The organism is Pseudomonas sp. L-22-4S-12 (assembly GCF_009799935.1).
Taxonomy (GTDB): domain Bacteria; phylum Pseudomonadota; class Gammaproteobacteria; order Pseudomonadales; family Pseudomonadaceae; genus Aquipseudomonas.
Genome location: NZ_WELL01000002.1, coordinates 69,635 through 90,034, shown reverse-complemented (window position 1 = coordinate 90,034; position 20,400 = coordinate 69,635). Strand labels below are relative to the sequence as shown.

General features: G+C 66.7%; 23 protein-coding genes. 12 read left to right on the top strand and 11 right to left on the bottom strand.

Going from position 1 to position 20,400, the window contains the following annotated elements; all coding sequences use genetic code 11:
• The first annotated feature begins 111 nt into the window (after positions 1-111).
• Positions 112-1,089: a zinc-dependent alcohol dehydrogenase family protein gene (locus tag F3I16_RS06945; RefSeq protein WP_160492999.1), complete on the top strand. Its 978-nt coding sequence runs from the start codon at positions 112-114 to the stop codon at positions 1,087-1,089.
• 137 nt (positions 1,090-1,226) lie between these two features.
• Here F3I16_RS06945 and F3I16_RS06940 read toward each other — a convergent pair whose 3' ends face one another.
• Positions 1,227-2,564 carry a DEAD/DEAH box helicase gene (locus F3I16_RS06940; RefSeq protein ID WP_160492998.1) on the bottom strand — a complete coding sequence of 446 codons (1,338 nt, stop codon included), beginning with the start codon at positions 2,562-2,564 and terminating at the stop codon, positions 1,227-1,229.
• A gap of 245 nt (positions 2,565-2,809) precedes the next feature.
• Here F3I16_RS06940 and F3I16_RS06935 point away from each other — a divergent pair, with 245 nt between their 5' ends.
• Together F3I16_RS06935 and F3I16_RS06930 are read left to right on the top strand one after the other, a co-directional pair.
• Positions 2,810-3,463, top strand: coding sequence for a 7-cyano-7-deazaguanine/7-aminomethyl-7-deazaguanine transporter (locus F3I16_RS06935; protein ID WP_160492997.1), 654 nt, complete (start codon positions 2,810-2,812; stop codon positions 3,461-3,463).
• 140 nt (positions 3,464-3,603) lie between these two features.
• Entirely contained in the window at positions 3,604-4,011 is a 408-nt protein-coding gene (locus F3I16_RS06930; protein WP_160492996.1) for an anti-virulence regulator CigR family protein, read from the top strand.
• A 45-nt stretch (positions 4,012-4,056) separates the two neighbouring features.
• On the opposite strand, the gene rarD is transcribed toward F3I16_RS06930, so the two are convergent.
• From rarD to F3I16_RS06915, 3 genes are all read right to left on the bottom strand, one after another.
• On the bottom strand, positions 4,057-4,953 hold the full coding sequence (gene rarD / locus F3I16_RS06925) for an EamA family transporter RarD (RefSeq protein ID WP_160492995.1): 897 nt from the start codon (positions 4,951-4,953) through the stop codon (positions 4,057-4,059).
• 489 nt (positions 4,954-5,442) lie between these two features.
• Positions 5,443-6,042 (bottom strand): FMN-dependent NADH-azoreductase, encoded by a 600-nt coding sequence (locus F3I16_RS06920; RefSeq protein WP_160078820.1) that lies wholly within the window; start codon positions 6,040-6,042, stop codon positions 5,443-5,445.
• Between the two features lie 160 nt (positions 6,043-6,202).
• Positions 6,203-6,517 carry a 3-phosphoglycerate kinase gene (locus tag F3I16_RS06915; RefSeq protein ID WP_160492994.1) on the bottom strand — a complete coding sequence of 105 codons (315 nt, stop codon included), beginning with the start codon at positions 6,515-6,517 and terminating at the stop codon, positions 6,203-6,205.
• Positions 6,518-6,566: 49 nt separating this feature from the next.
• On the opposite strand from F3I16_RS06915, the gene F3I16_RS06910 reads away from it, so the two are divergent.
• From F3I16_RS06910 to F3I16_RS06900, 3 genes are read left to right on the top strand one after another with little or no spacing between them, the layout of a single operon-like run.
• Positions 6,567-7,493, top strand: coding sequence for a LysR family transcriptional regulator (locus F3I16_RS06910; protein ID WP_160078818.1), 927 nt, complete (start codon positions 6,567-6,569; stop codon positions 7,491-7,493).
• Positions 7,494-7,507: 14 nt separating this feature from the next.
• A complete protein-coding gene (locus F3I16_RS06905; RefSeq protein WP_160492993.1) occupies positions 7,508-8,299 on the top strand; it encodes an alpha/beta fold hydrolase in 792 nt (263 codons plus the stop codon).
• A 20-nt stretch (positions 8,300-8,319) separates the two neighbouring features.
• The gene (locus F3I16_RS06900; protein ID WP_160491098.1) at positions 8,320-8,880 is read left to right on the top strand and encodes a peptidylprolyl isomerase; all 561 of its coding nucleotides are present in this window, start codon (positions 8,320-8,322) and stop codon (positions 8,878-8,880) included.
• Between the two features lie 87 nt (positions 8,881-8,967).
• On the opposite strand, the gene F3I16_RS06895 is transcribed toward F3I16_RS06900, so the two are convergent.
• From F3I16_RS06895 to F3I16_RS06875, 5 genes are all read right to left on the bottom strand, one after another.
• Positions 8,968-9,321: a VOC family protein gene (locus F3I16_RS06895; RefSeq protein WP_160492992.1), complete on the bottom strand. Its 354-nt coding sequence runs from the start codon at positions 9,319-9,321 to the stop codon at positions 8,968-8,970.
• A 41-nt stretch (positions 9,322-9,362) separates the two neighbouring features.
• Positions 9,363-9,857 carry an STM3941 family protein gene (locus F3I16_RS06890; protein WP_160492991.1) on the bottom strand — a complete coding sequence of 165 codons (495 nt, stop codon included), beginning with the start codon at positions 9,855-9,857 and terminating at the stop codon, positions 9,363-9,365.
• Positions 9,854-10,204 (bottom strand): hypothetical protein, encoded by a 351-nt coding sequence (locus F3I16_RS06885; protein ID WP_160492990.1) that lies wholly within the window; start codon positions 10,202-10,204, stop codon positions 9,854-9,856. Before F3I16_RS06885 ends, F3I16_RS06890 begins: the two co-directional genes overlap by 4 nt.
• A 261-nt stretch (positions 10,205-10,465) precedes the next feature.
• Positions 10,466-12,124, bottom strand: a complete 1,659-nt coding sequence (locus tag F3I16_RS06880) for a cation acetate symporter (protein WP_160492989.1) — start codon at positions 12,122-12,124, stop codon at positions 10,466-10,468.
• Positions 12,121-12,432 (bottom strand): DUF485 domain-containing protein, encoded by a 312-nt coding sequence (locus F3I16_RS06875; RefSeq protein ID WP_160492988.1) that lies wholly within the window; start codon positions 12,430-12,432, stop codon positions 12,121-12,123. Before F3I16_RS06875 ends, F3I16_RS06880 begins: the two co-directional genes overlap by 4 nt.
• A 395-nt stretch (positions 12,433-12,827) precedes the next feature.
• On the opposite strand from F3I16_RS06875, the gene F3I16_RS06870 reads away from it, so the two are divergent.
• Both F3I16_RS06870 and F3I16_RS06865 read left to right on the top strand, forming a co-directional pair.
• A complete protein-coding gene (locus F3I16_RS06870) occupies positions 12,828-13,052 on the top strand; it encodes a DUF2061 domain-containing protein (protein ID WP_160492987.1) in 225 nt (74 codons plus the stop codon).
• A 70-nt stretch (positions 13,053-13,122) separates the two neighbouring features.
• Positions 13,123-14,676 (top strand): beta (1-6) glucans synthase, encoded by a 1,554-nt coding sequence (locus F3I16_RS06865; RefSeq protein WP_160492986.1) that lies wholly within the window; start codon positions 13,123-13,125, stop codon positions 14,674-14,676.
• A 265-nt stretch (positions 14,677-14,941) separates the two neighbouring features.
• On the opposite strand, the gene F3I16_RS06860 is transcribed toward F3I16_RS06865, so the two are convergent.
• On the bottom strand, positions 14,942-15,313 hold the full coding sequence (locus F3I16_RS06860; RefSeq protein ID WP_160492985.1) for a hypothetical protein: 372 nt from the start codon (positions 15,311-15,313) through the stop codon (positions 14,942-14,944).
• Between the two features lie 85 nt (positions 15,314-15,398).
• Here F3I16_RS06860 and F3I16_RS06855 point away from each other — a divergent pair, with 85 nt between their 5' ends.
• The 4 genes from F3I16_RS06855 to F3I16_RS06840 all read left to right on the top strand — a co-directional run bounded on the left by F3I16_RS06855 (position 15,399) and on the right by F3I16_RS06840 (position 19,070).
• Positions 15,399-15,968, top strand: a complete 570-nt coding sequence (locus F3I16_RS06855; RefSeq protein WP_160492984.1) for a hypothetical protein — start codon at positions 15,399-15,401, stop codon at positions 15,966-15,968.
• Positions 15,969-16,049: 81 nt separating this feature from the next.
• On the top strand, positions 16,050-17,348 hold the full coding sequence (locus tag F3I16_RS06850; RefSeq protein ID WP_160492983.1) for an alpha/beta hydrolase: 1,299 nt from the start codon (positions 16,050-16,052) through the stop codon (positions 17,346-17,348).
• Positions 17,349-17,355: 7 nt separating this feature from the next.
• Positions 17,356-18,117 carry a VacJ family lipoprotein gene (locus F3I16_RS06845; RefSeq protein ID WP_160493397.1) on the top strand — a complete coding sequence of 254 codons (762 nt, stop codon included), beginning with the start codon at positions 17,356-17,358 and terminating at the stop codon, positions 18,115-18,117.
• Between the two features lie 101 nt (positions 18,118-18,218).
• Positions 18,219-19,070, top strand: coding sequence for a pirin family protein (locus tag F3I16_RS06840; RefSeq protein ID WP_160492982.1), 852 nt, complete (start codon positions 18,219-18,221; stop codon positions 19,068-19,070).
• Positions 19,071-19,170: 100 nt separating this feature from the next.
• On the opposite strand, the gene F3I16_RS06835 is transcribed toward F3I16_RS06840, so the two are convergent.
• Positions 19,171-20,391, bottom strand: coding sequence for a patatin-like phospholipase family protein (locus tag F3I16_RS06835; protein WP_160492981.1), 1,221 nt, complete (start codon positions 20,389-20,391; stop codon positions 19,171-19,173).
• Positions 20,392-20,400: the final 9 nt, after the last annotated feature.

Sequence of the window (20,400 nt, the reverse complement as noted above, 5' to 3'; positions counted from 1 at the left end):
GGCCAGCAACATGCCATCAACCATACGTATGCCAGCCGATTCATCCGCAGCCGGTCACCAGGGGCTAGACTCAGAACCCTCACTGCCTTGTGCCCCCCTTGGAGAACTCCCATGCTCAAAGCCGAATACCAGCACCGCGGCAAGGTGCCCCAGGACGTCATCGAAGCGGTCGAACTGACCCTGCCGCCGTTGCCGGCCGGGCAGGCGCTGGTCAAGGTCCTGGCGGCGCCGATCAACCCCTCCGACGTGCTCACCCTCACTGGCGAATACGGCATGCTGCCGCCGCTGCCGGCGATTGGCGGCAACGAGGGCGTCGGCCGGATCGAGGCGCTGGGTGACGGGGTGAAGCACCTCAAGGTCGGCCAGACCGTGCTGCTGCCGGTCGGCTGCGGCACCTGGGTCACCCACCTGCATGCCCCGGCCGACAAGCTGATCCCGCTGCCGGACGCCGACCCGCAGCAACTGGCGATGATGACCATCAACCCGCCGACCGCCTCCCTGCTGCTCAGCCAGTTCGTCGACCTGCAGCCGGGCGACTGGGTGATCCAGAACGCCGCCAACTCCGGCGTCGGCGGCTACCTGATCCAGCTGGCCAAGCTGCGCGGCTTCAAGACCATCAACGTGGTGCGCCGCGAGTCGGCGATTGCCGGGGTACAGGCCGAAGGCGGCGACGTGGTATTGGTCGACGGCCCCGACCTGTTCAAGCGCGTGCGCGAAGCCACCGCTGGCGCGCCGGTGCGCCTGGGCATCGATGCCATCGGCGGCGTGGCCACCGACCACCTGGCCGCGTCCCTCTGCGAGGGCGGCGTGCTGGTCAACTACGGCCTGATGAGCGGCCAGCCGTGCCAGGTCTCGGCCGCCTCGTTCGTGTTCCGCGACGTCACCCTGCGCGGCTTCTGGCTGGCCAAGTGGTTCCAGAAGGCCACCCCGGCCGAGCAGTTCAAGGTCTTCGGCGAACTGACCCAGCTGATCGCCGCCGGCAAGCTGAAGGCGCGGGTTGCCGCGACCTACAATGTCAGCCAGATCAAGCAGGCCATCGCCGCAGCCGCCAGCGGCGAGCGCGACGGAAAGATCCTGATCGTGCCCTGACCAGGGCCCTTGCAGAGCGTTTTTCTGTGGGCGCGGATTTATCCGCGATGCTGCTAAAGCCACTCCCACAGGGTGTCTGCATCGGCGTTAACCGGGCAGCGCAGCGACAAAAAAGGGGGCCATCTGGCCCCCTTTCCTTATTCCGCCGCCGGCTTCTTGCGCTTGAGCGGTGCCAGGCCGTCCTGGCTGACCACCGCGGACGGTGCGTTGTTCGGTCGCGCACTGGGCTTGCGCTTGGGTGCGGCAGCCTTGGCGCCCGGTTTCTTGGCGTCCTTCTTATCGACCTTTTTCTTCTTCGGCCCGACCGGCTTGCCGGAGGCCTTGAGGTTCTTCGGCCCCTGGTAGATACCTTTCAGCTCCTTGATATTGCGCCGCTCGAAACGCTGCTTGAGGTAGCGCTCGATGCTCGACATCAGGCTCCAGTCGCTGTGGGTGATCAGCGAGATGGCCAGGCCTTCGCCACCGGCACGCCCGGTGCGGCCAATGCGGTGCACGTAGTCGTCGCCGGAACGCGGCATGTCGAAGTTGATCACCAGGTCCATACCGTCGACATCCAGGCCGCGGGCTGCCACGTCGGTGGCCACCAGTACCTTGGCCCCGCCCTGCTTGATGCGGTCGATGGCCAGCTTGCGGTCCTTCTGGTCCTTCTCGCCGTGCAGCACGAACACCTTGTGCTCGGCCGCCACCAGCTTGCCCCACAGGCGGTCGGCCTGGACCCGGGTGTTGGTGAAGATGATCGCCTTCTGGTAGGTCTCGTTGGCCAGCAGCCACTCGACCAGCTGTTCCTTGTGGTAGTTGTGGTCGGCGGTGATGATCTGCTGGCGGGTGCCCTCGTTCAGCTCGCTGACGCTGTTGAGCTTGAGGTGCACCGGCTCGCGCAGCACGCTGGCGACCATTTCGCGCAGGCCGTTGCCGCCGCTGGTGGCGGAGAACAGCATGGTCTGCTGGCGATTGCCGCACTCCTTGGCCAGGCGTTGCACGTCTTCGGAGAAGCCCATGTCGAGCATGCGGTCGGCTTCGTCGAGGATCAGCACTTCCACGTCATTGAGCTTGAGGGTGCCGGCATTCAGGTGTTCGAGCAGGCGCCCCGGGGTGCCGATGAGGATGTCCGGCACCTTGCGCAGCATGGCGGCCTGCACCTTGAAGTCCTCGCCGCCGGTGATCATCCCCGACTTGATGAAGGTGAACTGGGAGAAACGCTCGACCTCCTTGAGCGTCTGCTGGGCCAGTTCGCGGGTCGGCAGCAGGATCAGCGCGCGGATGGTCACCCGCGGCAGGGCATCGCCCATCAGGCGGTTGAGCAGCGGCAGGACGAAGGCCGCGGTCTTGCCGCTGCCGGTCTGCGCCGTCACCCGCAGGTCGCGCCCTTCCAGTGCCGGCGGAATCGCCGCTTGCTGCACCGGCGTCGGCTCGGTGAAGTTGAGCTCGGCGACGGCCTTGAGCAGGCGTTCATGCAGGGCGAATTGGGCGAACACGGGGCATACCTCGACAGAGAATCAGCAAAACAGCCGCATAGATTACCGGTTGTCAGGGTAAATGACCGCCTCTGTCGTGCAAAAAGCCGCCCGGCACCGGCCGAACGGCAGTTTTCCGCTCGGCCAGGCCGCGCCGGAGACTGTCTGTTTTTTGTACAAAGCTGAACAAGCGGATAGAATGCGCGCCGCCTGCCAATCCCGGCGGGCATGGGTTCCCTAACCCCATTGACTAAAAAGGTCCTGCCATGTCCCTGCTTCCCGAGCAGCGGCGGCGCTCCGCGCTGGCGCTGCTGATTGCGTTCCACATCCTCATCATCATCGCCAGCAACTACCTGGTGCAGCTGCCGATCACCCTGTTCGGCTGGCACACCACCTGGGGCGCGTTCAGCTTCCCGTTCATCTTCCTGGCCACCGACCTGACCGTGCGCCTGCTCGGCAAGGGCCCGGCACGCCAGGTGATCGCCCGGGTCATGCTGCCGGCGCTGCTGGCGTCCTATGTGGTCTCGGTGCTGTTCCAGGAAGGTGCCTTCCATGGCGTGGCGGCTCTGGGTGAGTTCAACGAATTCGTCCTGCGCATTTCCGTGGCCAGCTTCCTCGCCTACGTGCTCGGGCAGATCCTCGACATCCAGGTATTCGACCGCCTGCGCCGCCTGCCGCAATGGTGGATCGCCCCCACCCTGTCGACCATAGTTGGCAACCTGCTGGATACCTTCGCCTTCTTCTCCGTGGCGTTCTGGCGCAGCAGCAATGCCTTCATGGCCGAACACTGGGTGGAAATCGCCACCGTGGACTACGGTGTCAAGCTGGCCGTCAGCCTGATGCTGTTCGTGCCGCTCTACGGCCTGCTGCTCAACGCCATTGTGCGCCTGCTGGCCGGGCGGGCCCGCGTGGCCGCCTGAGCAGGCCGGCAGCCAGAGCGTGAGCCGGTGCCAAAAGCCGTTATCGCCGGCTTCGCAGCGCAGCGGGTTTTCAGCCACACTGCAGGGCGCGCAGCCTCTGTGCGCCACCACTCGCCCCAGCCTCTTTGCGGAGTAATTCCATGTCCCGTTCCTTGCTTCTCGCAGTCACCGGCCTGGCCCTGGCCATCGGCCTGAACAGCGCGCTGGCCGCCCCCAAAAACGACAAACAGGACAAGCACGGCGGCGGCAGTGACGAAGTGCAGGTCGACCTGCACGGGCCGAGCATCGATATCGGCCAGGTGCGCATCACCCTCGGCAACAACCGCGAGCTGATCGGCCCGACCCAGGCCCTGCCGCCGGGCATCCGCAAGAACCTGGCGCGCGGCAAGCCGCTGCCACCGGGGATCGCCAAGCGCTTCGACAGCCGCCTGCAGAGCCAGCTGCCGCACTACGACGGCTACGAATGGCAGCAGGCCGGCACCGATGTGGTGCTGGTCGCCATCGCCACCGGGATCATCTACGAAGTGCTGCAGAACGTGCTGGACTGAGTTGCCGGAACCTCGGCGCTTGCGCAGCCCAAGACACCAGCCCGCTCAGAAACCCTGGCGCGCCTGCCTGCGCAGCAGGCGCGCACTGTCCCAGCCAGTCAGCAGCACCGCCAGCCAGATCGGCGCATAGGTCCACAGCTGCCGGGGGTCGAAGGTCTCGCCGAGAAACAGCACCGCCAGGGCGAACAGCAGCACCGGCTCGACATAGCTGAGAATGCCGAACAGCCCCAGCGGCAGCAGGCGGCTGGCCGCCATCATCGCGCCGAAGGCCAGGGCACTGAGCAGGCCCAGCCCCGGCAGCAGCCACCACAGCTGCGGCGCCTGGCCGAACACGCCGAGCGGGCCATGGGCGTGGATCAGCCAGAGCGCCAACGGCGCCAGCACCAGCATCTCCAGGACAAAGCCGGACAGCGCATCCAGGCGCATCCAGCGGCGCAACATGAAGTACGGCGGATAGCCCAGGGCGGCGACCAGGGTCACCCAGGAGAATGCCTGAGTCAGCCACAGCTCATGGGCCACGCCGAGCAGCGCGCAGGCCACGGCCAGGCGCTGCAGCGGGCGCAAGCGCTCGCCATAGAACAGCCGGCCGACCAGCACCATGGCCAGCGGCAGGAGGAAGTAGCCGAGCGAGACTTCGAGCATGCGCCCGGCCAGCGGCGCCCAGACGAACAGCAGCCACTGCACGCCCATCAGCGCCGCCGCCAGCAGCAGGGCCGGCAACAGCAGCGGCTCGCGGCGCAGGCGCGTAAAAGCTGCGCCCAATACCGTCCACTGGCGCGCCAGGGCGACCAGCAGCAGGACGGCAGGAATCGACCAGAGAATGCGCTGGGCGAACACCTGCAGCCCATCCAGCGGCGCCAGCTCGCGCACGTAGCCCGGAATCAGCACGAACAGCACCGACGCCGCCACCGACAGCGCCACACCACGACCAGACAGATGCACTGGAGCCTCCGGGCCCAGGATTGAGTGGCGACCATCCCAACACAGGGCGTGCACTATTTCAAACACAGTTGCTTGAAAAAGTGAGCGTACAGGCGGAGGGATTGGCGAACGCAAGCGCGCCCGGGGGAGAGCGAGAGGGCGGATAAACAATGGCCGGGAGCAATTTTCAGGCTATGTGCCTGTTACGCGTTGCTGTTGTTTGGCTCAAGCGCTCGCGGTGGCTGCTCTGGCTGTTCGTGGGAGCGAATTCATTCGCGATCAGGACCTACGCCGAGCGGCCCGTTTATCGCGGATAAATCCGCTCCCACTAAAGCTCGATGGTCTGTGCAACAGGGAGCTGGTACATAGCCAATTTGTAACGTCGCACAGCGACGAGCCGAAGGGTGACCGCCAGGGATGGCAAGTCATAAAAAACGACCCGCCGGGCCATCGCGGCCGGGCGGGTCAAGGCTTGGGCCGAGGAGCGTCGGCCCGGGGAAACGGGGGGCGTCAGGCGACCTTGGCCAGCTGCTCGCGGGCCTGGGCCAGGCCCTTGTCGTGGAACTCGGCGCCCAGGTTGAGGCCTTCGGCGTGGATGAAGGTCACGTCGTGGATGCCGACGAAGCCCAGCGCCTGGCGCAGGTAGGGTTCCTGGTGATCCAGGCTGCTGCCGCTGTAGACGCCGCCGCGGGCGGTCAGCACATAGGCGCGCTTGCCGCTCAGCAGGCCCTGCGGGCCGGTCTCGGTGTACTTGAAGGTGACGCCGGCGCGCAGCACGTGATCCAGCCAGGACTTCAGGGTGCTGGGGATGGCGAAGTTGTACATCGGCGCCGCCAGGACCAGCACATCGGCGGCCAGCAGCTCGTCGGTGAGCAGGTTGGAGCGGGCCGCGGCGGCCTTTTCCACCTCGTTCTGCTGCTCGGCGGGCTTCATCCAGCCACTGAGCAGGTCGATATCCAGGTGCGGCACCTGCTCCACGGCCAGGTCGCGAACCTGGATCTGGTCCTGCGGGTTGGCGGCCTGCCACTGGGCGATGAAGTCGGCGGTCAGCTGACGGGATACGGAACCTTCTTTGCGGGCGCTGCTTTCGATAACCAGGACACGGGACATGGGGCTTACCTCCATCGGGGGTTGTTGTGCGTCGATGGGGGCAGATTAGGGCGATGCAGTTCGATAAAAAAGCGCAAAAAACAGCTATTAACTATCGATTAAGTTGATTTGTTGGCAACCGCGCACTAGGCTGCCAACAGCTCGATTCAGCTGGCCTGGCTCAGATGGGCTTGCAGACCAGGTCGATGCGCAGCTTGATCACGTTGCGGTTGAACTTCACCGTCAGGTTGCTGTTCTGCCCCGGCGCCAGATCGATCTTGCGCGTGCGCGGCGCATCCGGGCCATTGCGGAACGTCGCCTTGCACTGGGCGGCGCGCTGGCCGTAGTTGTAGAGCATCACCGAGCCGATATCGCTGTCGATGTCCTCGGCGGTCGCCGACACTTCGGCACCATTCATCTGCTTGTTCATCTCCACCGGATACGCGACGGCGGTGAGCGGCAACAGAGCGACCAGTGCCAGGCAAAGCTTTTTCATGCGGCAGTCTCCTTCAAGGGACGTCAAGAGTAGAGAAGAGGAAGCAACGATGAAAGCGCCCCGTGTCACCCTCGATCAATGGCGCACGCTGCAGGCGGTGGTCGACCACGGCGGCTTCGCCCAGGCCGCCGAGGGGCTGCACCGCTCGCAATCCTCGGTGAGCTACACCGTGGCGCGCATGCAGGAGCAGCTCGGCGTGCCGCTGCTGCGCATCGACGGGCGCAAGGCGGTGCTCACCGAGGCCGGCGAAGTGCTGCTGCGCCGCTCGCGGCAACTGGTCAAGCAGGCCAGCCAGCTGGAAGACCTGGCCCATTCCATGGAGCAGGGCTGGGAAGCCGAGGTGCGCCTGGTGGTCGATGCCGCCTACCCCAACGTGCGCCTGGTGCGCGCGCTGTCGGCCTTCATCCCGCAGAGCCGCGGCTGCCGCGTACGCCTGCGCGAGGAGGTGCTGTCCGGGGTCGAGGAAGTGCTGCTGGAAGGCACCGCCGACCTGGCCATCACCGGCCTGAGCATTCCCGGCTACCTGGGCACCGAGCTGTGCAGCATCGAATTCGTCGCCGTCGCCCACCCCGATCACGCCCTGCACCGCCTGCAGCGCGAGCTGACCTTCCAGGACCTGGAAAGCCAGATGCAGGTGGTGATCCGCGACTCCGGGCGCACCCAGCCGCGCGATGTCGGCTGGCTCGGTGCCGAACAGCGCTGGACGGTGAGCAGCCTGCCCACCGCCGCCTCCTTCGTCAGCAGCGGCCTGGGCTTCGCCTGGCTGCCACGCCATGCGATCGAGCGCGAACTGCGCGAAGGCCTGCTCAAGCCGCTGCCGCTGGCCCAGGGTGGCACGCGCAACCCCTCCTTCTCGCTGTATGCCAACAAGGACAAGCCCCTGGGCCCGGCCACCCAGATCCTCGTCGAGCTGATCAAGACCTTCGATGCCGCCCCGCTGGACGCGCCGTTCGCCGCGCCGCTGCCGGGCAACTGAGAGAACGCCACCCCATGTCCTATTTCGCACACGCCGGCTGCCAGCTGCACTTCGAGGATTATGGCCAGGGCACCCCGCTGCTGCTGGTGCATGGCCTCGGCTCGAGCATTCGCGACTGGGAGTACCAGCTGCCGGCACTGAGCGCCAGGCATCGGCTGATCGCCCTCGACGTGCGCGGCCACGGCCGCTCCGGCAAACCGCGCGAGGCCTACAGCATCCAGGCCTTTGCCGACGACGTGGCGGCCCTGATCGAGCACCTGGGCCTGGAGCGGGTGCACCTGGTCGGCATCTCCATGGGCGGCATGATCGCCTTCCAGCTGGCGGTCGACCAGCCGCAGCTGCTGCTGAGCCTGACCATAGTCAACAGCACCCCGGAAGTGCGGGCCAAGAACCTGAACGAGCGCTGGCAGCTGCTCAAGCGCTGGAGCCTGTCGCGCCTGCTCAGCCTGGAAACCATCGGCAAGGGCCTGGGGCGCATCCTCTTCCCGCGCCCGGAACAGGCCGAGCTGCGGCAGAAGATCGAGCAGCGCTGGCCGCAGAACGACAAGCGCGCCTACCTGGCCAGCCTCGATGCGATCATCGGCTGGAGCGTATGGGAACGCCTGGGCGCGATCACCTGTCCTACCCTGGTGATCAGCGGCGACCGCGACTACACCCCGGTGGCGCACAAGCAGCGCTATGTGCAGGCCATGCGCAATGCGCGCCTGGTGGTGATCGAGCAGTCCCGCCACGCCACGCCGATGGACCAGCCCGAACGCTTCAACACCACCCTGCTCGACTTCATCGACAGCGTCGAACACCTCTGACCCACAACAAGGACCTACCCATGCTGAAGAAACTTGCCCTCGCCGCCAGCAGCCTGCTGCTCAGCCTCAACCTGCTGGCCGCTCCCGTCGCCAACCCGCACGTGCTGCTGACCACCAGCCTCGGTGAAATCGAGATCGAGCTGGCCGCCGACAAGGCGCCGATCAGTACGCAGAACTTCCTTGCCTATGTGGAATCCGGCTTCTACGACGGCACCCAGTTCCACCGGGTCATCCCCGGCTTCATGGTCCAGGGCGGCGGCTTCGATGCCGACATGAGCGAGAAGGACACCCAGGCGCCGATCAAGAACGAGGCCGACAACGGCCTGCGCAACGAGCGCGGCACCCTGGCCATGGCCCGCACCCAGGTGGTCGACTCGGCCACCAGCCAGTTCTTCATCAACCACAAGGACAACGCCTTCCTCGACCACGGCGGCCGTGATTTCGGCTACGCGGTATTCGGCAAGGTGGTGCGCGGCATGGACGTGGTCGACAAGATCGCCCAGGTGCCGACCGGCAACCGCGGCATGCACCAGAACGTACCGCGCCAGCCGGTGCTGATCGTCTCGGCGAAGAAGCTCTAAGCTCGCCCGCAGGGTGCGCGCAACGCGCGCCCTGCCCCGCTCAGGCCCCTGCCGCAGCCGCGAACGCCGCTCAAGGACAACCCGCCTTCAGTGCGCCGACCACACCGCCAGCTCGTTGCCGTTGGGGTCGGCGAACTGGAAACGGCGGCCCCCGGGAAAGCTGAAAATATCCCGCACTATCGTCCCGCCGTGCGCACGCACCCGCGCCAGCGCCGCCTCCAGATCGTCGGCATACAGCACCACCAGCACCGAGCCATTGGCGGTCGAGGCCTGCCGGTCGGCCTGGTAGAAGCCGCCGTCCAGGCGCCCGTCATTGAAGGCGCAGTACTCCGGGCCGTAGTCGACGAACTGCCAGCCGAACACCTCGTGGTAAAAGGTCTTGACCTGCTCCAGGTCACGGGCGGGCAACTCGATGTAGTCGATCTTGCGATCTGCGGGCATGGCACTCTCCCTCGGTGATTGGATAACAGTCGGCGAATCGATCAGCGCATGGCTAACCGCTGGGCCAGGCACAAGGCATTGAGCCGCTGCGCCAGAGCGTCGGCGCGCAGACCGTAGGTATCCGGCAAGGCACTGTGGTACCCCGACAGCGCCTGCGAAAGGGCCGGGCCACGGCCGTGCGGCACATGGCCTTGGGCGAAGTTCCAGGCCACCAGCGAGTTGCTGCCCATGCGCACCACCGCGAAACCGGCCACCGCAGCCCAGCGAATGCGGTGTGCGCGAAACAGGCTGCAGTAGGTGAAGCCCTGTTCGTCCAGCTGCAGATAAGCGGCGCGCGGGTGCAACTGCGTGACAAATACCAGGGCGCCCAGGGCAAACAGCAGCGCACAGAAATAACCGAGCAGCACGCCGTCGAGCACCATCCATACGCCCACCCCGCTGAACAGCAGGCAGCCCAACAGCAGAAGCAGGGTTTTCCCGCGTGAAGGATAGAGCACCAGCGGCAAATCCGGCACGGGTTGCCGGGGGGCGCTCATCGGCGGTTCTCCCCATCCGGTCTGGACAGCACGCGCAGGCGCTCGCTGCGTACCCAGACACCGGCATCTTCCTCGCCGCCAGCCGGGTAGAGGATCTGCGACCAGGGGCCGTATTCGGAGTAGATGGCGACGCCATCACCGGGAATGATGAACTTGCCGCGAATCGGGCAGGCCGCATCCGGCGCCGAATGGAACGGCGCACGCCCCTGGCCGATCACCTCGCCGATATAGGGGCGGTGCTCGGCCCCGGTCTTGACCGCGGCATCCAGGGCGGCGCAGTCAATTGGTTCCGCCCGTGCAGCGGAGCTGACCAGGCAGAATGCCGCCAGCCACTTACCCTCGTGCATCCGTGCTCCTTATGCGCCCGCTCAGCAAGGCAAGACGCCGGTCTTCTGTTCCAACAGGTGGGCCAGCAGGATAAACCCGAACAGCATCGGCAGACCAATCCGCACCTCGCCAACGCTGGCCGCAGCCAACCCGCCCGGCAACGGCGGCACTGCCCGCAGCCCCGGCAACAGACCGATCCTCGATGTGGCCTCCGGTGCGTTTTCCCGCCCACAAAAAAGGGCAGCCCGAGGGCTGCCCAATCACACGGAGAAACGTGCAGGTTAGTGGGACACCGCACCGCTGGCGCCGAGGCCGGTCTGCGAGCGGACGAACTGCGAGTAGAAGCGTGCACGTTCTTCGCTGGCTGCCGCGGACTTGTCGGTGATCGAGAAGAACCAGATACCGGCAAAGGCAATCGCCATGGAGAACAGCGCCGGGTACTCGTAGGGGTAGATGGCTTCGGCATGGCCGAGGATCTGCACCCACACGGTTGGGCCGAGGATCATCAGCGCCACGGCGGTGATCAGGCCGAGCCAGCCGCCGATCATGGCACCCCGGGTGGTCAGCTTCTTCCAGTACATGGAGAGGATCAGTACCGGGAAGTTGCAGCTGGCCGCGATGGAGAAGGCCAGACCGACCATGAAGGCGATGTTCTGCTTCTCGAACAGGATGCCGAGCACGATCGCCAGTACGCCGAGGCATACGGTGGTGATCTTCGATACGCGCAGCTCATCCTTCTCGTTGACGCGGCCCTTGCGGAACACGCTGGCATACAGGTCGTGGGACACCGCCGAAGCGCCGGCCAGGGTCAGCCCGGAGACCACGGCGAGGATGGTGGCGAAGGCCACGGCCGAGATGAAGCCGAGGAACCAGCTGCCGCCCACGGCGTTGGCCAGGTGGATGGCCGCCATGTTGTTGCCGCCGAGCAGGGCGCCGGTGGCGTCCTTGAAGGCCGGGTTGGTGCTGACCAGGAGGATCGCGCCGAAGCCGATGATGAAGGTCAGGATGTAGAAGTAGCCGATGAAGCCGGTGGCGTAGAACACCGATTTACGGGCTTCCTTGGCATCCGACACGGTGAAGAAGCGCATCAGGATGTGCGGCAGGCCGGCGGTACCGAACATCAGGGCCAGGCCGAGGGAGATGGCCGACACCGGATCCTTCACCAGGCCGCCGGGGCTCATGATGGCCTCGCCTTTCGGGTGCACGGCAATGGCTTCGCTGAACAGACGGGCGAAGTCGAAGTCGACGTGCTTCATCACCATCAGCGCCATGAAGGAGGCACCGGAGAGCAGCAGCACGGCCTTGATGATCTGCACCCAGGTGGTCGCCAGCATGCCGCCGAACAGCACGTAGAGCACCATCAGGATACCGACCAGGACCACCGCGACGTGGTAGTCGAGGCCGAACAGCAGCTCGATCAGCTTGCCGGCACCGACCATCTGCGCGATCAGGTAGAACGCCACCACCACCAGCGAGCCGCTGGCGGACAGGGTGCGGATCTGGGTCTGGCCGAGACGGTAGGAGGCCACGTCGGCGAAGGTGTACTTGCCGAGGTTGCGCAGGCGTTCGGCGATCAGGAACAGGATCACCGGCCAGCCGACCAGGAAGCCGATCGAGTAGATCAGGCCGTCATAGCCGGAGGTGAAGACCAGCGCGGAAATACCCAGGAACGAGGCCGCCGACATGTAGTCGCCGGCGATCGCCAGGCCGTTCTGGAAGCCGGTGATGCTGCCGCCGGCGGTGTAGAAGTCGGACGTCGAGGTGTTGCGCTTGGACGCCCAGTAGGTGATGTACAGGGTGGCGCCGACGAAGGCGAGGAACATGACGATGGCCGAGGTGTTGAGCGGCTGACGCTGTACGTCGCCCTCAATCGCACCGGCAGCCCAGAGGACCGGAGCCAGGGCCAGCAGACCTATGGCAGTGAGGAGTCGCGCGATCATTTCTGCACCTCGTCGAGAATGGCCTTGTTCAGACGGTCGAATTCGCCGTTGGCGCGCTTGACGTAGATACCGGTCAGCACGAAGGCGGAAACGATCAGACCGACACCCAGGGGAATCCCCCAGGTAATGGGCGAGTCGGCATTGATACGGGTTCCGAGCAGTTGCGGCTCGAAGGCGATCAGTAGGATGAAGGCCACGTACATGCCGAGCATGATGGCGGATAGGATCCAGGCAAAGCGTTCGCGCTTGGCGACCAGTTCCTGGAATTGCGGATTCTGTTCAATCCGCTTGTAGATGCTGTCGTTCATTGTTGTTGTCCTCCGCAGCATGGGTTGCTGGTGAGTTCACTCTAGTTGGCCGGCCAACGGCTGACAGACGACCTTAGTCGTAGCAGCCGGGCTTTCTCGACCAAAGTCTTAGGCCCCGCCAGCCGTGGCGTGCGGCAGGTCGGAGGCGGCGCCGCGCCTGCCGGTTGCCCGGCGTACTGCATTCAGGCTAATGCGAGAACGGCAGCCCCCGCGGCGGACAGACGACCGGGCCATGCCGCCGCGCCAGCCGGCGCGGAGCCCGTCCCGCGGCGGGCAAGCGCTCCCCGCCAGAACCGCATTCTCGCTATCGAATCGATGCACAGACCTTATTTCACCGGAACCGCCGCGCGACCTAGGCTGCAGCACAGGAAACAACGATTGCTTCGAGGTGCGCCATGCTCAAGACCCTCACCTTCACCGCCATGCACTTCTGCATCGCCTTCGGCGTGACCTATGCGCTGACCGGCAGCGTGGCGGCCAGTGGCCTGGTGGCGGCGATCGAGCCGCTGTGCAACTCGGTGGGGTTCTACTGCCACGAGAAGCTCTGGCAGCGCGTCGAGAGGCGTGGCGCGCGGCAGGACGCCATTCCCCAGCATGCCTGGCTGCACCACCAGGCATAAGCGCCCGGACTGCCCGCAAGGCGCCGTGATCCGCTAAGATGCGCGGCTTTGTCGCCACGCATCCAGAGCCATGAGCCAGCCCGTCCGTTTCCCCGTTCTGCCCTACCTGTTCGCCAGCCTGCTCGCCGTGCTGGCGCTCGCCGCCCTGTGGTACGGCATCGGCCGCCCGGTCGTGCTGGCCGATGCCGCCACGCCGACACACAAGCTGCAGTGCGCCTCCTACACGCCGTTCGGCAAGGACCAGTCGCCCTTCCAGCAACCCTTCGTGCTGCGTCCCGAACTGGTGGATGCCGACCTGGCCCTGCTGGCCCAGCGCTTCACCTGCATCCGCACCTACTCGCAGATCGGCCTGGAAGGCATTCCCGAGCTGGCGCGCAAGCATGGCCTGAAGCTGCTCGCCGGCGCCTGGGTCAGCAGCAACCCGCAGGACACCGAGCGCGAAGTGGCGGCGTTGATCGACACCGCCAACCGCTACCCGGACGTGGTCGACGCGGTGATCGTCGGCAACGAGGTGCTGCTGCGCAAGGACGCCACCGCCGAACGCCTGATCCAGCTGATCGGCCAGGTCAAGGCCGCGATCAAGCAGCCGGTCACCTATGCCGATGTCTGGGAGTTCTGGCTGCAGCACCCCGAGGTGGCGCCGGCGGTGGACTTCATCACCATCCACCTGCTGCCCTACTGGGAAGACGAACCCAGCGGCATCGAGGACGCCCTGCACAAGGTCGCCGAAGTGCGCCAGACCTTCGGCAACAGCTACGCGCCCAAGGACATCCTGATCGGCGAAACCGGCTGGCCGAGCGAGGGCCGCCAGCGCGAGACCGCCCTGCCCAGCCGGGTCAACGAGGCGCTGTTCATCCGCGGCTTCGTCAAGCTGGCCGAGGACCATGGCTGGCACTACAACCTGATCGAAGCCTTCGACCAGCCGTGGAAGCGCGACAGCGAAGGCGCCGTCGGCGGCTACTGGGGCCTGTTCGATGCCGACCGTGGCGACAAGGGCATCCTCGCCGGGCCGGTGTCCAACCTGCCGCACTGGCCGCTGTGGCTGGGCCTGAGCGGCGCGCTGTTCGGCCTGAGCCTGCTGCTGGCCGGTGCCCCGGCGTCGCGCCGCGCCGCCCTGCTGCTGCCGCTGAGCGCCGCCCTCGGCGCGGCCTGCATCGCCGGCTGGGGCGAACTGGCCAGCATCACCAGCCGCAGCAGCGCCGAGTGGCTGTGGGCCGGCGCGCTGCTGCTGCTCAACCTGATCGTACTGGCGCATGTCAGCCTGGCCCTGTCCGCCCGCAACGGCTGGCGCGCGGGGCTGTTCGCCTGGCTGGAAAGCCGCGGCGGCTGGTGGCTGGCCGCCAGCGGCTGTGCCGGCGCGATCCTGATGCTGGGGCTGGTGTTCGACGCGCGCTACCGCAGCTTCCCGAGCATGGCCCTGCTGCTGCCGGCCCTGGTCTACCTGTGCCGCCCGGTTAGCGGCCCGCGCCGGGAAATCGCCCTGCTGGCGGTGCTGATCGCCGCCGGCATCGCCCCGCAGCTGTACCAGGAAGGCCCGCACAACCTGCAGGCCATCGGCTGGGCGCTCACCTCGGCGCTGCTGGTGGCGGCGCTGTGGCGCAGCCTGCGTCTCAAGCGCGGCTGAGCCTGCGCAGGCTGCTCGCCGCCGGAAAGCAAAAAAGGGACGCCCAGGCGTCCCTTTTTTCATAGCTATGTACCTGTTACGCGTTGCTGTTGTTTGGCTCAAGCGCTCGCGGTGGCTGCTCTGGCTGTTCGTGGGAGCGAATTCATTGGCGATCAGGGCCTACGCCGAGCTGCCGGTTTATCGCGGATAAATCTGCTCCCACTAAAGCTCGATGGCCTGTGCAACAGGCTATTGGGACATAGCCTTGTTCATGGTCGGCCGGGCTTCAGGCGCTGACCGGCGCCCTGCGCACCAGGCGCAACCCGGCCAGGACCACGGCGAACACCGCCAGGCTGGCGCTGTACAGCACCAGCGCCGGCAGGCCGACCAGCAGCGCCAGCACGGCCAGGCCCCAACCCAGGCGCCCCGGCAGGCAGAAGGCCAGCAGCGCCAGGCCCAGGGCGGTGCTGGCGATCACCCGGAAATGGATCAGCCAGCCCAGCCCGGCGCGCGCCTGGCACTCCCAGCGCGCCGCCTCGTCGACGCACAGGCCCACCCACTGGCTGTCCTCCATCAGGGCGAAACGCACGCCGTAGCTGGCCGCCAGCCACAGGGGCAGAAGCAGCAACAACACGAGCAAGGGCAGATGACGGGACATGGGCGAACTCCGGTGGTCGAAAAAGCGGCGCCCAGCTTAATCGGCCTGCTGATTAGTGCAACAACGGCATTCTAGAATGCACGCCATGAATGCCCGTCGCCTGCTCTATGCCCTCGCCGCCCTGTCCGTGCTCTGGCTCGGCTGGGCCATGCTGCAACCGCCGCCGCCCCAGCCGGATCATGGCCAGCCGGATGCGGCCGGCTACCGCCTGGCCGGGCACACCATCACCCCGCTCGAGCCGTTCCAGCTCGAGGCCCGCGTGCTCGGCCGCGAAGACTACCGCTTCGACCGCGGCGCCCAGGTCTCGCCCACCGACCTGGCCCTGGGCTGGGGGCCGATGGCCGACCCGCAGGTGCTGGCGCGAATCGCCATCAGCCAGGGCAACCGCTGGTATCGCTGGCGGGTCGAGGAGTTCCCCATCCCGCGCCGCGAGATCGAGATCCACAGCGCCAACATGCACCTGATCCCGGCCAACGCCGCGGTGGCCGACGCCCTGGCCGCGGTGCGGCCGGGCCAGCGCATCGCCCTGCGCGGGCAGCTGGTCGAGGTCAAGGGCGATGACGGCTTCCGCTGGCTCAGCTCGCGAACCCGCGAGGACACCGGCGACGGCGCCTGCGAGCTGATCTGGGTGGAGCAGCTCAGCCGCGTCGACTGAGTGCCATGGCACTCTTCGCCCTTGCGCTTGTCCTACCCCTGCTATTCACTGCCCCCATACCTTCCACACAGGGATTCGGCCATGTTCCGCCTGCCCGCCCTTGCCGCCCTGCTCGGCAGCCTGCTGGCCGGCCTGCCCGTGCAGGCCGCCGACATCGACGCCGCCAGCTATGGCTACCCGTTGAGCAACCCGTTCGAGGCGACCATCGCCAGCACGCCGCCGGCCCTGCGCCCGCAGCTGCCGGCCGACGACGACATCGACCAGGCCGACTACGCCCTCAAGCTGCGCCCGGAGCGCGAGTTCCAGCTGCCGAAGAACTTCTGGCCGGTGACCAAACTGCGTTACCGCCTGGCCCGGCAAGACGGCCGCGCGCCGCTGATCTTCATCATTTCCGGCACCGGCGCGCACTACGCCAGCAGCAAGACCGAGGACCTCAAGCGCCTGTTCTACGGCGCCGGCTACCACGTGGTGCAGCTGTCCTCGCCGACCAGCTACGACTTCATGAGCGCCGCCTCGCGCAGCGCTACCCCCGGCATCTCCAGCGCCGACGCCGAGGACCTGTACCGGGTGATGATGGCCGTGCGCGCCCAGCATCCCAGGCTGGACGTCAGCGCGTTCCACCTGGTCGGCTACAGCATGGGCGGGCTGCACGCGGCCTTCGTCAGCGAACTGGACGAGCGCATGCGCAGCTTCAACTTCAAGCGCGTGCTGCTGATCAACCCGCCGGTCAACCTGTACACCTCGGTGAGCAACCTCGACCGCCTGGTGCAGACCCGGGTCGCGGGCATCGACAGCGGCACCACCTACTTCGAACAGATGCTGGAGAAACTGGCGCACTACTTCGAGGAAAAGGGCCGTATCGACCTGAACGACGCCATGCTGCAGGACTTCCTGCAGTCGGACGAGCAGCTCAGCAACGAACAGCTGGCCATGCTGATCGGCAGTGTCTTCCGCTTCTCCTCGGCGGATATCGCCTTCACCTCGGACCTGATCAACCGCCGCGGCCTGATCACCCCGACGCAGTACCCGATCCGCGAGGGCACCAGCCTGACGCCCTTCTTCGAGCGCGCCCTGCAGTGCGACTTCGACTGCTACCTGAGCGAACAGCTGCTGCCCTACTGGCGCGCCAAGTACGACGGCGGCAGCCTGCTGCAAATGGTCGACCAGGCCAGCCTGTACGCCCTGGCGGGCTATCTGCAAGGCAGCAGCAAGGTGGCCGTGATGCATAACGCCGACGACCTGATCCTCGGCCCCGGCGACCTCGGCTTCCTGCGCCGCACCTTCGGCGAGCGCCTGACCCTGTACCCGCTCGGCGGGCACTGCGGCAACCTCAACTACCGCGTCAACAGCGACGCCATGCTGGAGTTCTTCCGTGGCTAAGCAAGGGATTTCGCCAACAGCACTGCTGCTGGGCCTGGCGCTGCTGGCCGGCGCCGCCCAGGCCGCCACGGATGCCGACGGCTTCACCAACCCTCTGGACCAACTGCAGTTCAACCCCAGCCTCGACCAGCGCGAGTTCGAGCGCTCGACCCTCAGCGCACTGAACGTCTACGACCCCTGGGAATCGTGGAACCGGCGGGTCTACCACTTCAACTACCGCTTCGACGAATGGGTGTTCCTGCCGCTGGTCAACGGCTACCGCTACGTCACCCCGCGCCTGGTGCGCAGCGGGGTGAGCAACTTCTTCGGCAACCTGGGCGATGTGCCCAACCTGCTCAACAGCCTGCTGCAGTTCAAGGGCAAACGTTCGCTGCAGACCGGCGGGCGCCTGCTGCTCAACACCACGGTCGGCGTGGCCGGGCTGTGGGACCCGGCCAGCCGGCTCGGCCTGCCCAGGCAGAGCGAGGACTTCGGTCAGACCCTGGGCTTCTACGGCGTGCCCGACGGCCCCTACGTCATGCTGCCGCTGCTCGGCCCGTCCAACCTGCGCGACACCGGCGGCAAGCTCTTCGACTTCGCCGCGGAAAGCCAGATCAACTACCTGAACATGAGCGAAACCAGCAGCGACCACCCGGAAATCACCGGCCTGCGCGTGGTCGACCTGCGCCACAGCACCAATCTGCGCTATGGCCAGCTCAACACGCCGTTCGAGTACGAGAAGATCCGCTACGTGTACCGCGAGGCGCGCAAGCTGCAGATCGCCGAGTAGCGAAAAACATCGATATATTCGATTGAATAGACGCGCATTTCGCAACCATCCATTCAATCGACAGGCATAACATGGGCACATTCCCACTTCGGAGGTGTCCCATGACCCAGTTCCGCCAAGTCGTCTCCCAGCACATCGGCCAACCTGCTGCGGATGGCGCCGGCGTGCGCCTGACCCGCGTGTTCGGCGGCGCCGGCATCGAGCGTTTCGACCCCTTCCTGATGCTCGACGAGTTCGGCTCGGACAACCCCGACGACTACATCGCCGGCTTCCCCCCGCACCCGCACCGCGGCTTCGAGACCATCACCTACATGCTCGAAGGGCGCATGCGCCACGAGGACCACCTGGGCAACGTCGGCCTGCTGCAGAGCGGCGGCGTGCAGTGGATGACCGCCGCCCGCGGCATCATCCACAGCGAGATGCCGCAGCAGCAGGAAGGCGTAATGCGCGGCTTCCAGCTGTGGCTCAACCTGCCGGCCAAGGACAAGCTGGGCGCCGCCGGCTACCGCGACTACAGCCCCGAGGAAATCCCGCGCCTGATCAGCGCAGGCGGCGTGGCGGTCAGCGTGATCGCCGGGCAGTTCGACGACGGCCAGGTGCAGCAGGCCGGCGCCGTGCAGCGCCCGCAGACCCTGCCGCAGCTGTTCGACCTGCACCTGCCGGCCGGCAGCCGCATCGCCCCGCGCCTGGCCGATGGCCAGCGGGTGCTGCTGTATGTGTACGAGGGCGAACTGGGGGTGAACGGTCACGTGGTCGGCAAGAGCCGCCTGGTGCGCCTGTCCGAGCAGGGCGCCATCGAGCTGGCCAGCGAGTCCGGCGCCCGGGTGCTGCTGATCGCCGGCACGCCGCTGGGCGAGCCTATCGTGCAGTACGGCCCCTTCGTGATGAACAGCCGCGAGGAGATCGAGCAGGCCCTGCGTGACTTTCGCGACGACAAGCTGACCGAGGCCTGAGAGACAGGTAGGTTGGGTTGAGGAGCGTAGCGCCGAAGCCCAACGGGCAGCTCCGGGGCCGATTCACGTTGGGCTTCGCTGCGCTCAACCCAGCCTACGCTCAGCGCGTCGAGGTCACGCCAATCATATCGCTGGCGGTTGACGCCGGCACGGCCACGGCCAGGCCGAGGAAACGGGTCAACTCCTGTTTCTGCGCCATGGCGTCCTGATAGCCCAGCTCGATCAGCTCGTTGCAGTAGCCGGGCTCGAACAGCAGGTAGCTGAGCACCCCGGCCCCGCTGGCGCGGGTCGCCCCCGGGCCGCGCAGGAAGAAACGCATCGACCTGGCCAGCTCGTGGCGGTGGCGGGCGGCGATCTGGTCCAGCGGCTGGCTGGGGGCGATCACCAAGACCTCCACCGGTTTCAGGCCCAGGCCGCGCGGATGCAGGCCGGACGGCACCAGGCGGCCCATGTGGTTGAGCCGTTCGAGCAGTTCGATATCGCCTTCCAGGCTGTCGATGAAGGTGCTGTTGAGCATGTGCCCGCTGATCTGCGCCAGGCTCGGCGGCCTGCCGCTCTGCGGGCGCGGCACCATCTGGTTGGCCTCGCGCCCCAGCGGGTTGCCGCTGACCCCGACCACCAGCACGCGATTGGCGCCCAGGTGCAGGGCCGGGCTGATCGGCGCCGACTGGCGCACCGCGCCGTCGCCGAAGTACTCGCGATTGACCTTCACCGGCGGAAAGATCAGCGGAATCGAGGCACTGGCCAGCAGGTGATCGAGGCTCAAACGGGTCGGCACGCCGACACGGCGGTGACGGAACCAGGGATCGATGGTCGCGCGGCCCTGGTAGAAGGTCACCGCCTGGCCACTCTCGTAGCCGAAGGCGGTCACCGCCACCGCGCGCAGCTGGCGCATGCGCACCGCCGCGGCGATCCCGGAGAAATCCAGTTCGCGTTCGAGCATGGCGCGCAGCGGCGAGCTGTCGAGCAGCGCCACCGGAATATCCCCGCCCATGCCCAGCAGGCTATGGCCGATGAAGCGCCCGGCCTGGCGCAGCACGCCGGGCCAGTCGGTGCGATAGACCTGGTCGCAATGGAAGTTCTGCCAGACCTGGGTCAGGCGGCGGATCGCCTCGCTGAAATGCAGGGCGCCGCAGGCCAGGCCAACGGCATTGATCGCCCCGGCCGAGGTGCCGACTATCACCGGGAACGGGTTGTGCGCGGCATTCGGCAACAGGTCGGCGATCGCCCCGAGCACGCCGACCTGGTAAGCCGCCCGGGCCCCGCCGCCGGAGAGAATCAGCCCGGTCAGCGGGGTGTCGGTGTGCACGGCTTGATTCATGAACGATTT

Excerpts from the sequence above, each read along its gene's own strand:
- F3I16_RS06945 (WP_160492999.1), top strand. The coding sequence starts at position 112 with ATGCTCAAAGCCGAATACCAGCACCGCGGCAAGGTGCCCCAGGACGTC.
- F3I16_RS06935 (WP_160492997.1), top strand. The coding sequence starts at position 2,810 with ATGTCCCTGCTTCCCGAGCAGCGGCGGCGCTCCGCGCTGGCGCTGCTG.
- F3I16_RS06930 (WP_160492996.1), top strand. The coding sequence starts at position 3,604 with ATGTCCCGTTCCTTGCTTCTCGCAGTCACCGGCCTGGCCCTGGCCATC.
- F3I16_RS06920 (WP_160078820.1), bottom strand. The coding sequence starts at position 6,042 with ATGTCCCGTGTCCTGGTTATCGAAAGCAGCGCCCGCAAAGAAGGTTCC.
- F3I16_RS06915 (WP_160492994.1), bottom strand. The coding sequence starts at position 6,517 with ATGAAAAAGCTTTGCCTGGCACTGGTCGCTCTGTTGCCGCTCACCGCC.
- F3I16_RS06910 (WP_160078818.1), top strand. The coding sequence starts at position 6,567 with ATGAAAGCGCCCCGTGTCACCCTCGATCAATGGCGCACGCTGCAGGCG.
- F3I16_RS06905 (WP_160492993.1), top strand. The coding sequence starts at position 7,508 with ATGTCCTATTTCGCACACGCCGGCTGCCAGCTGCACTTCGAGGATTAT.
- F3I16_RS06900 (WP_160491098.1), top strand. The coding sequence starts at position 8,320 with ATGCTGAAGAAACTTGCCCTCGCCGCCAGCAGCCTGCTGCTCAGCCTC.
- F3I16_RS06895 (WP_160492992.1), bottom strand. The coding sequence starts at position 9,321 with ATGCCCGCAGATCGCAAGATCGACTACATCGAGTTGCCCGCCCGTGAC.
- F3I16_RS06890 (WP_160492991.1), bottom strand. The coding sequence starts at position 9,857 with ATGAGCGCCCCCCGGCAACCCGTGCCGGATTTGCCGCTGGTGCTCTAT.
- F3I16_RS06885 (WP_160492990.1), bottom strand. The coding sequence starts at position 10,204 with ATGCACGAGGGTAAGTGGCTGGCGGCATTCTGCCTGGTCAGCTCCGCT.
- F3I16_RS06880 (WP_160492989.1), bottom strand. The coding sequence starts at position 12,124 with ATGATCGCGCGACTCCTCACTGCCATAGGTCTGCTGGCCCTGGCTCCG.
- F3I16_RS06875 (WP_160492988.1), bottom strand. The coding sequence starts at position 12,432 with ATGAACGACAGCATCTACAAGCGGATTGAACAGAATCCGCAATTCCAG.
- F3I16_RS06870 (WP_160492987.1), top strand. The coding sequence starts at position 12,828 with ATGCTCAAGACCCTCACCTTCACCGCCATGCACTTCTGCATCGCCTTC.
- F3I16_RS06865 (WP_160492986.1), top strand. The coding sequence starts at position 13,123 with ATGAGCCAGCCCGTCCGTTTCCCCGTTCTGCCCTACCTGTTCGCCAGC.
- F3I16_RS06860 (WP_160492985.1), bottom strand. The coding sequence starts at position 15,313 with ATGTCCCGTCATCTGCCCTTGCTCGTGTTGTTGCTGCTTCTGCCCCTG.
- F3I16_RS06855 (WP_160492984.1), top strand. The coding sequence starts at position 15,399 with ATGAATGCCCGTCGCCTGCTCTATGCCCTCGCCGCCCTGTCCGTGCTC.
- F3I16_RS06850 (WP_160492983.1), top strand. The coding sequence starts at position 16,050 with ATGTTCCGCCTGCCCGCCCTTGCCGCCCTGCTCGGCAGCCTGCTGGCC.
- F3I16_RS06840 (WP_160492982.1), top strand. The coding sequence starts at position 18,219 with ATGACCCAGTTCCGCCAAGTCGTCTCCCAGCACATCGGCCAACCTGCT.
- F3I16_RS06835 (WP_160492981.1), bottom strand. The coding sequence starts at position 20,391 with ATGAATCAAGCCGTGCACACCGACACCCCGCTGACCGGGCTGATTCTC.